At 56.1% G+C, this 15,735-nt stretch carries 9 protein-coding genes; 4 read left to right on the top strand and 5 right to left on the bottom strand.

Translation table 11 applies throughout. The features are described from left to right. Positions 1–4 precede the first annotated feature (4 nt). Together EU557_RS05350 and EU557_RS05345 are read left to right on the top strand one after the other, a co-directional pair. Complete coding sequence (locus EU557_RS05350) at positions 5–469, top strand: hypothetical protein (protein WP_135529357.1); 465 nt, start codon at positions 5–7, stop codon at positions 467–469. Between the two features lie 124 nt (positions 470–593). Next, positions 594–1,457, top strand: a complete 864-nt coding sequence (locus EU557_RS05345; RefSeq protein WP_135529356.1) for an SDR family oxidoreductase — start codon at positions 594–596, stop codon at positions 1,455–1,457. A 576-nt stretch (positions 1,458–2,033) separates the two neighbouring features. Here the strand turns inward: EU557_RS05345 and EU557_RS05340 are convergent. The 3 genes from EU557_RS05340 to EU557_RS05325 all read right to left on the bottom strand — a co-directional run bounded on the left by EU557_RS05340 (position 2,034) and on the right by EU557_RS05325 (position 8,595). Continuing rightward, on the bottom strand, positions 2,034–6,347 hold the full coding sequence (locus tag EU557_RS05340) for a T9SS type A sorting domain-containing protein (protein WP_135529355.1): 4,314 nt from the start codon (positions 6,345–6,347) through the stop codon (positions 2,034–2,036). 54 nt (positions 6,348–6,401) lie between these two features. After that, positions 6,402–7,703: a DNA/RNA non-specific endonuclease gene (locus EU557_RS05335; protein WP_135529354.1), complete on the bottom strand. Its 1,302-nt coding sequence runs from the start codon at positions 7,701–7,703 to the stop codon at positions 6,402–6,404. Positions 7,704–8,295: 592 nt separating this feature from the next. Beyond that, positions 8,296–8,595, bottom strand: coding sequence for a DUF3817 domain-containing protein (locus EU557_RS05325; protein ID WP_135529353.1), 300 nt, complete (start codon positions 8,593–8,595; stop codon positions 8,296–8,298). Positions 8,596–8,909: 314 nt separating this feature from the next. Here EU557_RS05325 and EU557_RS05320 point away from each other — a divergent pair, with 314 nt between their 5' ends. Then, complete coding sequence (locus EU557_RS05320; RefSeq protein WP_135529352.1) at positions 8,910–10,394, top strand: serine hydrolase; 1,485 nt, start codon at positions 8,910–8,912, stop codon at positions 10,392–10,394. A gap of 221 nt (positions 10,395–10,615) precedes the next feature. Beyond that, complete coding sequence (locus EU557_RS05315; RefSeq protein WP_135529351.1) at positions 10,616–11,239, top strand: hypothetical protein; 624 nt, start codon at positions 10,616–10,618, stop codon at positions 11,237–11,239. 69 nt (positions 11,240–11,308) lie between these two features. On the opposite strand, the gene icd is transcribed toward EU557_RS05315, so the two are convergent. Next, positions 11,309–12,571 carry an NADP-dependent isocitrate dehydrogenase gene (gene icd / locus EU557_RS05310; RefSeq protein WP_135529350.1) on the bottom strand — a complete coding sequence of 421 codons (1,263 nt, stop codon included), beginning with the start codon at positions 12,569–12,571 and terminating at the stop codon, positions 11,309–11,311. Between the two features lie 95 nt (positions 12,572–12,666). After that, complete coding sequence (locus tag EU557_RS05305; RefSeq protein ID WP_245326167.1) at positions 12,667–15,636, bottom strand: M16 family metallopeptidase; 2,970 nt, start codon at positions 15,634–15,636, stop codon at positions 12,667–12,669. Between the last annotated feature and the right edge of the window lie 99 nt (positions 15,637–15,735).

Here is a 15,735-nt window from a genome sequence, read left to right as displayed (position 1 = left end):
AGCCATGTGGCAACAACTTATTGCCTTCCTGATACCACCCAAGAAAGCCGTTACCGCCATGCAGGTGCCGCCCGCTATTGCGGAGGGTACCGCTACCATTGCGCAATGCCAGCAACTGCTGCTTAGCCAACTACAAAGTGGAGAGTATGTACTGTCCTCATCCGACAAGGAAGGCCACCGGACGTTGTGCTACTACCGACGGGCGTTTCTCTACGCAGAAGTAGGAGATGATGGTACCAGCCTGTTGCGCCTGGCCAACGAGCAGGTAATGCTGGATTATGTATGGCGCAGCAACGCCAGCAAGCTGGTGCAGGTAGATGGCAATTACCAGTGGAGCTACGACCTAACGGAAGAAGAAAAGCTGGAAAGATGGCAGGCAATTGTGGCTCGTTTAACCCCTTTCACGGCGGCAAGTAAGCGTTTTGTGGCCCAGGTAGTAGCCGATTTTGCCGCACTTGAGCGGGAGTGAGTGGGGCCATTTCCTTGGGGCGGCTGTAGCACATGTAGGCCACTAGTCCCGCTACTCGGCAGTAACCCGCTCACCATATGCTCGTTGGTATAAGCTTCCGATACTCTGATTACCAACCAACGCTATGGAAAACAAACCAACCTCCCTGCCACCTCAACAACAAGATCAACAGCCGGGTATTGAACAGGAAATGACGCCAAAGCCGGAGTACATTCGGCCTGGGTACAAAGGCAGCGGCAAGCTCCAGGATAAAGTAGCCCTCATCACGGGCGGCGACTCTGGCATTGGGCGCGCTGTGGCCGTGCACTTCGCGCGGGAAGGTGCCGATGTGGCCATTACGTACATGCCCCACGAGGAGCAGGACGCCTACGAAACCCGCCAGCTGGTGGAGGCCGAAGGACGCCGCTGCCTCACCCTCCCCGGCGACCTGCGCGACCATGATTTCTGCAAGAACATTGTGAGCCAGACGGTGGAAGAGCTAGGCGGCCTGAACGTACTCGTGAATAATGCCGCTGAGCAGTTCCCCAACACTGATGTGGCAGAGCTACCTTACTCGCAGTTTGAGGATACCTTCCAGGTTAACTTCTTTTCCTTCGTGCGCGTGACCCAGGCGGCCTTGCCCCACATGAAGGAGGGCGATTCTATCGTGAACACCTCCTCCATCAATGCCTACCGCGGCAATCAGCAGCTCGTGGATTACTCTTCTACCAAGGGTGCCATCACGGCGTACACTCGCTCCATTGCCCAGCAACTTGCTGAGAAGAAGATCAGGGCTAACACAGTGGCCCCCGGCCCCATCTGGACGCCCCTCATCCCCGCCAGCTTCCCACCCGACAAAGTAGCTTCCTTCGGCAAAGACACCACCATGAAGCGCCCCGGCCAGCCTTCTGAGGTAGCGCCGGCCTATGTATTCCTGGCCTCGGAAGATGCTTCCTACATTACGGGCCAAGCCATTCACCCCAACGGGGGCGAAGTACTGAATACCTAGGCCTGTGCCGGCACCGTCATCAACAAAAAAAGAGCACCTCACGGGGTGCTCTTTTTTTGTTGCGCAGCGGCAGCTAGGCCACTTACTCAAGTGGCAGCCGGCTTGTCAACGTACTGACGCACAGAACGTGAGAAGCCCAATAGGGCAAAGGCTATGAGATGAAGCGGGGCTATTAGTAGAAAACCAACTCTGCTGGGCGAATGCGAAAAGGCAAAAACGTCTACGCACAGGTACAGAATGGTCAGGACAAGCAATATGGCCCGCGCCGGACGCCAGCGCAACAGCATAGCTATAATTAAGAGCACTACGCCTGTAGTACTGGTAGAGAAGTGGCCCGATTCGGCTACAAACAGTTCCTTAAACCACAAGGGTAAAGCGGCGCTAAGCAGCAAGCAAATAGCAACTACAATAATTAGTTGAGCTCCTTTATCTTTTCCGGGGGTTATCATTGGAATAGGTCATTAAGTATCAATAGCTAAGATACTCATAGGCGCGTAAATCCTGCTAAGCCTATACACCAAAAGAGGACGCCGTTGCGGGCGTCCTCTTTTGGTGTTGTGCGCTTGGGTAGGCTGGCTACTTATTCAGCATCAGGCGTAAGGTCTGCACCTCACCATTCAGCACGAGGCGGCCGGTATAGAGGCCTGGAGTCAGAGAGCCGCCCTCCAGGGTAAACTCGTATTCCTGACCGCTCTGGGCTATGCCGCTGTAGAAGGTCTTCACTACCTGGCCTAGCGAGTTGTATACCTGCAGCTGCGCTACGCCCGTTTTGGCAGCACGGAAGTGAATCACGGTCCGCTCTGTGAAGGGGTTCGGGTAGGCCTCAAATACTGCGGCCTGGGTTGCCACACCAGCTAGCACCGCACTAGACTCCGACGTGCTCTTAACACAGTCGCCCAGCTGGTCGCCGTGTTGTAGATGGTCAGCTACATCAGAGGCTTCTATGCAGACAGCGCTGCCTTTGTGGCACACCGTTACTTTGTTGCCTTTGTTGCCACAGCGTACGTCTACTACCGTCAGGGTTACGCTTTGAGTAGCGGTGCAGCCTGAGGCGCTCGTTACGGTAACCGTGTAGGTGAAGGTGCCAGGCTGGCTAGCAGTAAACACGGGGTTAGCAATGTTTGCATTGCTTAGGCCAGCAGCCGGGCTCCAGCTGTAGGCCACGCCACCAGTTGACGTGAGGGTAGCGCTCTTCGGTCCGTAGCCCAGGTACAAGGTAGTTGCTACGCCACCCGTGAACACGTTGGAGCCGGGAGTAACAGCAATAGTTGGCTTGGGAATTTCACCCGTTACCGTAACGGTAGCCGTTGCAGTAGCCGTATTGCCGTGGATGTCGGTAACGGTGAGCGTCACGGTGTTCTCCCCAATGTTGTCGCAGCTAAACGTGGTACGGTCTAAGCTCATGGATGCAATACCGCAGGCATCGGTGCTGGCCTTGTCAACCTGGGCAGCCGTAATGGTAGCTGAGCCTTTGCTGAGCGCCACCGTCAGGTTTTGCGTCAGTACGGTAGGCGCCTGCTTGTCTTCTACTGTTACCGTGAAGGTCTTTGTATCGGTGCTGCAGGCGTTAGCTGCGCTGGCAGTAACCGTAGTAGTACCTACCGGGAACAAGTAGGGCGAGGTGATGGGCGTAACTACACCGTCTTTCACGATGGTGTACGTGATGGCCGGAGCCGGCGCGCCCGTTGCTGTGGCGGCAAAGGCTACCGAGGCCCCGCACTGATCGGTGGTGCTGCTAACCGTGGCAATAGTAGGCACCGACAGAACCGGATCGAGGCAGGTGAGGCCGGTACGCACCACCCGGTACGTATTGCCCACCCGAATGCCATCTACCGTCAGCACTGGCGAGGCCGAGCCCTGGCGCAAGGCCACCGACCCAATGTTGTCGTTGGGCGCAGCAAGCGTGCCGGTTTCAGTGGCACTGGCCGAAGCCGTAGCTGGCTCCTGGTTGGTAGTAGTGGGGTTAATGAAGAGTTGAGCAGTGCTGCCTGCCTCATCAAACGTGTACTTCAGCACTACCAGATAGGTCGTATTCAGGTCGTACTGAGCCGGAGTATAATCAGCGGTGCCAGAGCCACTGCTCACGCCAAACTGCAGCTTATTGGAAGCATCCTTACGCACAAATACCCGGCCGCGGAACGTACTACCAGTTACTTGTGGGCCCAGGTGGAAGAAGTAGTCACCGCTGGTTGTAACGCTGGCTACGTTCACCAGGAATGAGGCATACACCGGGGTGCGGCTGTATACCGGGCTGAAGGTGCGGTTCACATCTTCGCCACTACCCGTTAAGGCCGCCGCGTTGCCGCTGTTGGCGCTGTAGCCCTGGTAAGAGAGGGGCTTCGCTACCACCGCTACTGATTTGGTGCCCGCCCCGCTGTGCGCCGTCCAGTAGTTGGCCGTCAGGAGTGAGCCCACTGGGTATTCGAAGTTCTCTTCCAACAACAGGGCTATTGGAGCAGCTTCAGTCGTCTGCGTCAACGTGCCCGGCGCGGTTGTCAGGTAGTTTTCGGCGTAGGGCGTATTGTTATCGTTGAACGCGAAAACCGTGAAATAGTAAGGAGTATTAGCGCGGAGGTTTGTCACCGTTACGCTAGATCCAGTGCCGTTGTACACTACATAGTTGCCTTTGCCCAGCACGCTGCCTTTCCCGAAGGCTGCATCGGCGGTGTAGGTGGTGGCATCGGTGGGCTCCGCATCAACGGGTGCGGCCAGGTGGGCTACTACCAGGTACTTGGTAGTACCATTGCCACCGGTTAGGTTTAGTTGAAGCGAGGTGGTAGTTACGGCACTAGCCGTGAGGGCAGCCGGAGCAGTAGGCTCCGTGGCCAGCGGCACGGCCACTGTGGTAAACGTCACCTCGTCGCCGTAGGCCGTGCTAGTGCCGTTGGTGGCGTAGGCGCGCAGGTAATACGTAGTGCCGGGCAACAGCCCCGTAATAGCGCTGTTGAACTCACCCGAGCCGGCGCCATCTACAGTGCGGGTGGTACCCAACACAGGATTAGAGGTTTTGCTCCATACTACCCCGCGGGCAGTTACGGCACTGCCGCCATCATCGGCAATGGTGCCACCAGTGGTAACGCTGGTAGGCGTCAGGTTCGAGACAGCGGTAGTAGCCAACGTGGCGGGGTAAACGGCCGCAATGCCTGTGCCGCTCACGGCTACCGATTGGGTCGGCAGACCGGCGCCAGTTACCGGAATGCTCGCCTGGGCGGGCTGGGCATCAGTAGGAGTAAACCGTACGTCAATAGTGGTGTTTGGTACTGTGCCATTCACGGGTGAGAGCACAATGGAGCAGCAGGCGAAGGGGTTAGTGCCCGTCCGGATTTCAAAACCAGCTGGGGGCGTAATGGTGAGGTTATCCGTTAAGCTAGTGCCGCTAACAACAAAGCTCTTTGGAGGAGCACCCGCGCCCACGGCTACACTACCGAAATCGGGTAGGGTGGTTTGCGAAACACTAACAACGGGGGTAGCTGCCGGAGCAGTAACTGTTACGGTGATGGGGCTGCTGGTGCCCACTACACTACCACACGCAGTGGCAGTAGTGGCCTGCGCTACCAGGTAATAAGTGCCGGCGCCGGGAAAATCAGTGGCTTTCAGCTGGTAGGATGCCGTAGTAGCTCCGGCAATAGTCGTGAACGACTCAGTTGGGCTGGTGCTATACTGCCACCCGAAAGTGGAGCCCGCTGCTGCGGTAGCCGTTAGGATTGCGCCCGAACCGGCAGCAGGAACAGTTTGCGCCGAAGAAGGCGAAACCGTAACCGTGCTGGTAGCTGGCGTGAGGCTGACACTCAGGTCAGAACTGTTAGCAGACCCAGTAGTGGCGGGAGCATCGTTCAGAACTCGCACCCGGTATTGGGTACCGCTGGCTGTGCTCGCCGGAATAGTAGCCGAAATGGGAGAGGAGGAGCCGCTACCAATGATGTTGGAAGAGGCGCTGGCCGGAAACACCCCGCTGGCATCAGACAGTTGGACCTTGTACGTCCCGGTGAAGGTGCCCGTGCTGGTGTAGGCCACTTCAAAAGCTGGGCTGCCTGCCGTAGTAGTCACGCAGAACGAGGCCGCAGATACGCTGCCCGTGGTAATAGCGGCTACCGGTGCTGGGGGCTGACTGCCAGAAAGGGTGGGCGTGATGCTGAGGTTGTCTAATCCCAGTCCGACCGTATTGGTATTGCCAGCTCCTACGTACGACCAGCGCAAATACGTGGTAGCACCAGCCGGCAGGTTTAGCCCACTGATAACTCTGTTTTTAGTGATGGAATAAACAGGCGTAACCAAGGCCGTGGTGGCATCCACGTATTTCTCAGTAGCAGCCACGTCCTGCGTCCAGGTAATTCCGTCAGGGCTTGTGAAAAACTGCCACTCGAAGGCCGTAGTGCCACTACGATACTTCTCAATATCGTAGGCCACTGCCAGGTCAGTGATGGTAGTGCCAGTGTTGTTCTGCACAGCCAGCAGCAGGTGGCGGGGGGCAGCAAACGAGCCACTTGAGAGAAAACCCAGGGCTCGGTCAGTGGCAGAAGCCGCAATGCCGTCGGCAAAGTTGTAAATGCCGCCCGCCGAGGAGCTATTCATGGCATTGGTACCAGAGGTGCCACCCACCCGGGTAGTAACGCTAGTATTGGCGGGGTTAGCGTACGTAACGCTCGGGCTGGTGCTCGTGCTAAAGGCCACCACAAATCCCTTGGGCACCTGAGTGCCTAATGCTGTGCCTAGGCCGTTAAAGTTCTCGGTAACTGGCGTGGCGCTGGTTAGTGACAGCGGAACGGGGCCCTGAGCTTGTGCCGAAAGTGCGGTGGCCAAAAGGCCCGTAGTGGCTAGGCCAGTCAGGAGCCCGGTAATCAGCTTTCTAGTTCGCCCGAAAAGGGAAGACTGATTAGAAGTGTTATTCATATGATGACAGCAATGCCGCAAAAACCAATGGAGAAGTGAGACAGGAGGGGAGGCCTAGTTGGTAGGCCCCGCGTCAACTTTCGATTCAATAGCTGCCTGCACTTCCACGGGCAGGGCCGAGAGCAGGTCGTAGCCGGTAGCGACCTCAATGGCATCAACTGTGGTGCGGTAGGTGCCCCAATCGGTGTTGCGGATGCCGTTGGTGTTGGGCATGTCAATGGCAATAACGCGGGTGGTAGTCGAGATGCGCGCTACATCATTGTCGCCCACGGGCAGGATAACCAGCACCTTCCAGGTGCGGTTGGGTACCGTAACCCGGCCTTCGTCAATAGTGCGGGCCAGGCCATTGCTGCCCGTGCCGCCTATGCCGTAGCTGCCACACACGATGTACACTTCATTGGTGGGCAGAAATGTCCGGGCATAATTCTCCAGATTGGCCCAGGGGCCTTGGTTGTTATCCGGGGCCTGGGGCATCATGTTCGTCATCAGGAACGTAGCCGAGTTATTCTCGTCGCTGGAAGTACGGTCGGCGGATGGGCAGTTGTGGCCCCGGTCAAATCCGCTGCCCACGTAGCTCCTATCCGTCACCTGATACCATCCGGCCGGCAGCGAAGTGTCGTTGCGGAAGTCGTCCTGCCGGTCGCTGCTGCCGCGGTCTGCTGCATCTAGGTGCCAGCTTACCCAGTTGGGCTTGCCCTGGTCGCGGTTGTAGCCCACCACGTACTGCGGCTTCACTAGCAGGTAGTTGTTGGGGTAGTTTAGGTCGGTGGCGGCACCGCTAGGGTTGCCTAAGGCCAGGTTAACGTTATCAGTAGCGGGAGGCGCAATACCGAAATCCGCTACCGCGAAATCGTCAATGTCTAGGCGGGCTGCGCCGCCGGAGGTCTTCCGGATTTCAAACTTGACCTTGCCGGAGATATTCACGGTAAAGGCGGCCGTCTGGAGCGTGGTGCTGGTGGTGAAAACCGTGCTGCCCACCTTCGTCCATTTGTTGCAGTTGCAGGCCTCGGGCTGCGCCCAAAGCTCCCAGCTGCTGCTGGCATCGGTACCGTAAATAGCATGCTGCACAGTAACGGTAGAAGCTCCGTTGAGTGCAAAAAACTCCATTGTCAGGCGGCCGTTCTTCTGCAGGCGTACGGCCTGGGCCCCGTTCTTACGATCTGCCTCTGCGCTGCCCAGCACCGCGTCGGTTAGAGTCCAGTTGCCGGTAGTCAGGGCTACGGTGCCGTTGGGGTAATCTGGCTTGCTGCCAGTGTCAAAGGTTTCCTGAACATCGGCCGCGGCTAGCAGCGGGCGTAGCGCCAGACATGGCAGGAGTAACCAACAGTGCAGAGCACGTCGTAAAAATTTTGGCATACACCAGCAAGAAAAAAACGTGAGAACAAGTTCCGCGCTGATTATCAGTGCTTACGGAATTGCAAAATTAACCTGATTATAGGACTTGACTATTGCCAAATTGTTAATAATTATGGCTTATGGATAAATATTAATAAAATAGTACAATCATATATGCCAGTATAATACCATTGGAATTATACAAGTGCTTATAAACTTGAAGGTTAGCGGAGCATGCGGCTGCGGGCTTAGCTAAAAGAACGCAGGCTTCTTGCATGAGGTACTGTTCAGGCCAATAAGCCCACTACTTAGCTAACATTTGCCCTCCGCAACCTGTCCGCACATCGCTCACCACACGCAAGTGTAGTAGGGTGTTACTCAGCTAAATACAGTTCTATTCCCTGCTTTTTGTTCTATACAGGCCTACCTCACTTACCCTAATTGATAGGAAGAAGTGGAGGCCCTCGGTATCCAATAAATCCTACTTAGAACTTGGCCTTGGATGCAGCCTAGGCCACTCATTGGTGCAAGTAAACAGAGGAGTAGTCTAATCAATGCATACTAAGTAGCCCTAGCGCCACCTGCTATCTAGGCCACTTCAGCTAGCCGGGCGCTATTCCTGAAATAGCTTTTTGTCGGCCCAGAAGGTGCCAAACGGCACCACCGATACCACCAGTGCCAACAGCGCCTTCCGCCACGACCAACTGCGCTCAATGCCAACCTGAATGACCAGCAATACATACAGCACGAACAGGACACCGTGGCCCATGCCCACCATACGCACCGCTGCGGGCTGACCCGCCAAGTACTTCAGCGGCATGGCAATACCCAACAGCACCAGAAAGGATACGCCTTCCAGAAAACCAACCACACGCAAGCGCCCCAGCGGAGTACGTAACAAAGAAGCAAGCATAAACCCAACTGCAACTGATGAAGCTGCAAGATACGGCCGCCAACATTCCCGTCTGAGATAAAACTAGGAGCCACCCCATTACTCAAAGAGCTAAGAGCGGCTGCTGGAGTGGCCTACTGATTAATAGTAGAGTAGCATGAAAGACACGCTGTAGTGAGGCCACATAGATAGTCCAGTGGCCTCATATCTATTTATGACTCCTACCTGTGCGCTAGGCCATTCGCAGTCCAAAATACCTATATAGGCAACCCTATATGCCATAGGTGCATCTTGCCCACATAAGCACTGAGCAGGTTGCTCATCCGCACTCTCCCATGAAAACAACCCTACACTCCACGTGGCTTGGCCGGGTAATAGCCGTTCTGCTACTCCTGAGCTGCTACTACACCCAAGCCCAAACCCCCGCCGATACGCTCGACGCTTTTCTGCTGGCCCGCATGCGCCAGCAGCGGATACCTGGCCTACAGCTGGCCGTAGTGCGCCAGGGTAAAATTGTGAAGCTAGGCCAGTATGGCCTGGCCAACCTCCAGGATTCATTGCCGGTAACCCGGCAAACCCGCTTCACCATCAACTCCATCACCAAGGCCTTCGTGGGCGTGGCCGTGATGCAACTGGTAGAAGCCGGTAAGCTCGACTTGGCGGCGCCCACCTCGCGCTACCTGAGTGGCCTACCCGCGGCCTGGCAGCCCATAACCGTTCGGCAACTGCTCACCCACACTTCCGGCCTGCCCGATATCATGTCTGATGACGATATGGTGACGGAAGCAACTGCCAGCGCCGCCTGGGCCGCTGTACAAACCAAGCCCATGGACTTCCAGCCCGGCGAGAAGTTCGCTTACAACCAAACCAACTACCTCTTGCTGGGTAAGATCATTGATAAGCTCAGCGGACAGCCCTTCGCACAGTTTATTCAGGAGCGCCAACTGAAAGTGGTCGGGATGCCGCGCACCGTGTTTGGCGACGCCCACGACGTGATACCCCACGCGGCCCGCGGCTACACCTTCTACCACATGGTAGATGGGAAGATGGGCCGCTCCAAAGAGTATCGGAATGTATTTGAGATGTTCCCGCCTTTCCTGCGCACGGCCGCCGGCCTGAATTCCACCGCCGAGGAAATGGCCCGCTGGGTAATTGCCCTGCAGCAGGAAAAGATGCTGAAAGCCACCAGCCTGCCCACGCTCTGGACGCCGGGCGTCCTGAACAACGGCACCCAGCGGGGCTTCAGCGGATTCCTCAACGGCTATGCGCTGGGGTGGCCTACCATCTCCCGCCCCGAGCACCCCGCCGTAGCGCCGGTAGGAGGGGGGCGCAATGCCCTGTTTGTGTACCCCCAGGATGATCTGGCCATCATCGTCCTGACCAACCTGCAGGGCGCCAACCCCGATAACTTCGTGGATGAAATAGCCGCCCACTACCTCCCCGACATGCGCGCCACTGCCGGTTTCGGCCTGCCGCCCACCATCCGGGCCCTGCACAACGAGCTCCGCAAGCGCGGCTTCGGGCAAGCCACCGCCCTGGTGAAGCAGGAAAAGAAAAAGAACCCCAGCTACCAGCTTCTCGAGGACGAGGTAAACGCCTGGGGTTACTTCCTGCTGAAACAAGGTAAGCCCCAAGACGCGCTGGAAGTGTTCAAACTCAACGTAGGCCTCTACCCCCAAAGCGCCAACACGTACGATAGCCTCGCGGAAACCTACGCCGAACTTGGCAACAAAGAGCTAGCCACCAAAAACTACCAACGCGCCCTGGCCCTCAACCCCAAAAACACCAGCGCCGCCCAATACCTGCAGAAGCTACAGTAACTGTGATGTCTGAATAAATTATCATAACAGTCTAAATGTTAGTGTATTGCAGGTGCTTGTAAGCGTGCTAAAAGTCACGCGTAACCCTATTTCGATACGGTAGTCAACTATGGTGTACCTACTATTGGCGTAGAAAAACCGCAAGCAAGACTATGAAAGCATACCGCAGTATTTTCAAAAACACGCTGATTCTATGTTTTATATTCATAGCATCGAGTTGCATGAAGAAGGAAGAGGATCCGCAGCCCACACCACCGTATTATCAATTTACTCCTGAAGACTTACAGTGGTTAAAATTTAATACAGGAGATTTATGGGTTTTCGCTAACGCTTCCGGAAAACAACAGCAATACGTTATTGATGAAATAAAGAGAGAAATTAAACAAAGCTATATGCCAAGTAATTTCGGTGGTATCATCGCTGCTCCTCCGAAGACTACTTATTATTACGACAAAGTTGAATTTGCTATACGAAGACTTGATACCCTTGCTTACAATCGATTAGAATTTAGGAAGTCTCTTCCCGCAGGAGCAGATGACAGAAACCCTCCTAATAGTGAAGGAGAGTTTGATTTCGGAGGATTATGGAGAAATTATTTAGGTGGACCAGTATTTGAAGGCGTATATGGTAATCTAAATGTTCAGCCAAGCCAGCTTTTACCGCAAATAAGTTCGCCATTAGATTTAAATGGTAGGCATTATAAAAAGGTAATTATGATTTCTACTGATTTATCAAATGAGTATAAGGGAGGGAAGTCTTATATCAGAACCATTTATTATTCACAAGAAGAAGGAATTATTCGTATGATAAGCGCATCCGGTGAAATATGGGATAGACAATTTTAACAAGAAACCCCGCGCCAGCCTTACAGCCAACGCGGGGTTTCTTGTGTTTAATTGGCTACTGCCAAGCTACTACATGCGGTTGATAATCTCGTCGCCGAACTCACTGCACTTCAGCAGGGTGGCGCCTTCCATCAGACGCTCGAAGTCGTAGGTAACGCGCTTCGAGGCAATGGCGGCTTCGAGGCCTTTGTAGATCAGGTCCGCGGCTTCCTGCCAGCCCAGGTGCTCGAACATCATGGCCCCGGAGAGTATAACCGAACCGGGGTTCACCTTGTCCTGGTTAGCATACTTGGGCGCGGTGCCGTGGGTAGCCTCAAAGATGGCGTGGCCGGTCAGGTAGTTGATGTTGGCGCCGGGCGCGATGCCAATACCACCCACGATGGCAGCCAGGGCGTCGGAGATATAGTCGCCGTTCAGGTTCAAAGTCGCTACTACCGAGTACTCGGCGGGGCGGAGCAGGATCTGCTGCAGGAAGGCATCGGCAATGCTGTCCTTGATGAGGATTTTGCCCCCGTCCAGCGCGGCTTTCTGCTGGGCGTCGGCTACTTCCTGACCCTGCTTGGCCAGCACTTTATCGTACTGCGCCCAGGTGTATACTTTGTCGCCGAACTCGCGCTCAGCCAGCTCGTAGCCCCAGGTTTTGAAGGCGCCCTCCGTAAACTTCATGATGTTGCCCTTGTGCACGAGCGTCACCGAAGGCTTGTTGTGCGAAATGGCGTACTCAATGGCCGCGCGCACAAGCCGCTCCGTACCCTCCTTTGATACGGGCTTAATGCCGAACGAAGAAGTCTCGGGGAAGCGGATTTTCTTTACGCCCATCTCGTCCTGCAGGAATTCCAGCATTTTCTGGGCCTGGGGCGTGCCGTTCATGTACTCAATACCGGCGTAGATGTCTTCAGTGTTCTCCCGGAAGATCACCATGTCGGTCAGCTCGGGGTGCTTCACGGGCGAAGGAACGCCGTCAAACCACCGCACGGGGCGCACGCAAGCGTACAGGTCCAACTCCTGGCGCAGGGCCACGTTCAGGGAGCGGATACCGCCGCCCACGGGAGTGGTCAGGGGGCCTTTGATGCCCACCAGATAGTCGCGGAACGCGTCCAGGGTTTCGTTGGGCAGCCAGTTACCCGTCTGCTTGAAAGATTTCTCACCAGCCAATACCTCTTTCCACACCAGCTTCCGCGAGCCGCCGTATGCTTTCGCTACTGCCGCGTCAAATACTCGCACGGAAGCCGCCCAAATGTCCGGACCAGTACCGTCACCCTCAATAAAGGGGATGATGGGTTGATCTGGAACATTCAGCTTACCGTTCTTGATGGTGATTTTCTCTGCCATTGGAAAAAGTTGTCAGGTGTTAAGTGACAGTTATTTAGGAGTTGTGGGTTTGGTGGTACCGCTCGGCCAGCCCATGGGCCGCCGAAGGGTGGGGGTTAATAGCCGAAAATCTCTTTCAGCGTAAGTTGCTGGACCTGGCCGTACTTGGCCAATTCCTTGAAATTGAGGCGGTCCTTAGAGCCAATCACCAGAATGGTTTGGTTCTGACCTTTCACTTTAGCCTGCTGAAACTTCTGCAGGTCTGAGAAGCTCATGTTCTGAGTCTTCTCGTACACGTCGCGGCGCACATCGTAGTCGAGGCCCAGGCGCTTAGCCCGCTCGTAATTGAACAGCACGTCCGACTTGGTGATGCGCTCCGTAGCAATGCTGTTGCGGATGGCGTTCTTGGCAATCTGCAGGTTGGCTTCGGCCACCGGCATGTCGTTCAGTAGGGCTTCCATGCCGGCCATAGCCTCAGGTAGCTTGTCGCTCTGCGTACCAATGTAGCTGAGGTTGTAGCTGCTGCGGCCCAACTTGTCGGCGTTGGCGTAGCGCGAAGAGGCCGAGTAGGCCAGGGCCTTCGACTCGCGTAGCTCCTGGAATACAATGCTGCCCATGCTACCCCCGAAGTACTCGTTGTACAGGCTCACCGTCGGCACAATATTGCGGTCATACACGTCGCCCTTGGTTAGGAACAGGATTTCGGCCTGCACCATGTTGTAGTCTACCCAATAGACCTTGCGCGAGTTCATGGGTTGCTCCGCGAAGTCTTTGTTGGCCGGCACCGGCTTAAGGGTAGCGGGCACCTTGTGGTCGGCGTTCAGGGTAGTGACTAGGCCAGTAGCCGGGCGCGGACCGTAGTACAGCACGCGGTGCTGGTAGGTCGGAATCTGCTTGATGAGGGAGGTCAGCTGCTCGGGCTTCAGAGCCTTTAGCTCCTTCTCGCTCAGGCGGCTGGTGAAGGGGTTCTTCGATCCATACTTAGCGTAGTTCAGCATGGCCTGGTTCAAGATCACGCCCTTGTTAAGCTTAGCATCCTGGCGCGACTTCAGCTCGCCGGCCACCATGTTCTGCAGGGCGGCGGCATCGGGTTTGGGTGCGTTCAGCAGGCTCTCGAACAACTGTAACGCCGGCTCGAAGTTGCTGTCTAGGCCACTCAGGCTCACGAAAATGCGGTCCTGGCCGCTGCTTACGGCGAAAGAGCAGCCTAGCTTATAGAACTCCTGCTGGAGCTGCTCGGCGTTGTACTTGCCGGTGCCCAGGTACTGCAGGTAATCGGCGGCCAGGCCCAGGCGCGGGTCGTTGTTCGTGCCCATATCGAGCACGTAGTACAGGTTAAACAGGTTGTTCTCGGCGTTGCGGGTGTAGAACACCGGCACACCCGAGGCCAGCTTGGTTTCCTGAATATCCTTCTTGTAGTCGAGGAACACCGGCTGCAGTTCCGGCGTGGTCATGCTGGTAACCTGCTTGTAGAAGTCAGAGGCTACCTCGCGGTTCACGGGCACCGGCGTAATGGCTGGCTTCACCACCTTCACCTTGTTGGGGTCCTGGCCAGTGCGCTTGTACACGGCCACGTAGCTGGGGCCATAGTACTGGTTGGCCACGCGTACCACTTCCTCTTTGGTAATAGTCGCGAAGTCGTCGAACTGCTTCAGGTAATCCTTCCAGTCCTCGCGGGCCACGAAGGCCTCCACGAAGGCGCCGGCGCGGGCCTCGTTGCTCTCGTAGCTTTTGGTGCGCTGCAGCTGCTCGTTGTTGATGATGGCCGGAATCAGCCACTCCGGGAAGTCGCCCTTCTTTACCTTCTCCAACTGGCCTAACAGCAGGTCGCGCACCTGCTCCAGCTTTTGGCCCTGGCGCGGCGTAGCGTACAGAATGTGCGAGGAGTAGTCGTTGTTGATATCGGTGAACGAGGCAGCGCTCAGTACCACCTGCTTCTGGTTCAGGTTCAAGTCAATCAGGCCAGCCTGACCGTTGGTCAGGATCTTATCCATCATGCGCAGCACCAGCGCATCGCGGGTAGCAACGCCGGGGAAGCGGTATCCAATCATCACGTTCTCCGCATCGGGGCCAATTACCTCCTTCACGATGGGAGCAGTAATAGGAGCTTCCTTGGCGGGAGTAAAGGCCGGTACTGGCTTGCTTTGCAGCTTGCCGAAATACTGGTCTATGATGCGGATGGTCTGGTCGTAGTCCAGGTCGCCGGAGAGGCACAGGGCTACGTTGTTGGGCACGTAATACTGCCCGAAGTACTTCTTGATTTCCGTGATGGACGGATTCTGCAGGTGCTCAATCGTCCCGATGGTGGTCTGCGTGCCGTACTCGTGCTTCTGGAAGAGGTTACGGTTCAGCATCTCCAGCTCCTTGCGGAAGTCGCTGTCGAGGCCGCGGTTTTTCTCCTCATATACTGCTTCCAGCTCCGTATGGAACAGGCGCGGCACCATCTCGCCCAGCCGCTCGCTCTGAATGGCGGCCCACTTCTCAATTTGGTTACTCGGAATATCCTCCTGGTATACCGTCTGCTCTACCGAGGTGTAGGCATTCGAGCCCTTGGCCCCAATGGCGCCCATCACCTTGTCGTACTCATTCGCCACCGCGTACTTAGCCGCTACGCTCGATACCGAGTCGATTTGGTGGTAGAGCTTCTTGCGGCGGGCAGGGTCTGTTTGGGCACGGTACTGCTCGTAAAGCGCCTCAATCTTGTCGAGCTCCACTTTCTCGGCGGCCCAGTTCTGGGTGCCTAGCCGAGAGGTGCCCTTAAACACCATGTGCTCTAGGTAATGCGCTAGGCCAGTGGCGTTGTGCGGGTCATTCTTGGAGCCAGCGCGCACGGCCATATAGGTCTGAATGCGCGGGGCGTCATCGTAATCGGAGAGGTAAACGGTCAAGCCGTTATCCAGGGTGTAAATGCGCGCTTTGAGCGGGTCACCCTCTACGGTCTGGTACTTATATTCCTTCTGCGCAGGAGTGGCGCTAGAGGCGGCCGGAGCAGTGGTAGCAGTAGTGGCGGCAGGCTTGCTGGTCTGGCATTGAGTAAGACTGAGCGCCGCGAAGGCCGGGAGGAAAAGCAGGAAGGGTTTTTTCACAATATACGCGGACGCAACAAGCAGGGCCTAGGAATAAAGGAATCAAAGATAGGCGGCCCATCCTGGAATAAAAAGCCTAGCCTGAACGCCGCGCCCTAG

Origin of the sequence: Hymenobacter wooponensis (assembly GCF_004745865.1) — a bacterium.
Lineage (GTDB): Bacteria > Bacteroidota > Bacteroidia > Cytophagales > Hymenobacteraceae > Hymenobacter > Hymenobacter wooponensis.
Note: the sequence above shows the minus strand (reverse complement) of the source record. Positions and strands in the feature narration are given on the sequence as shown.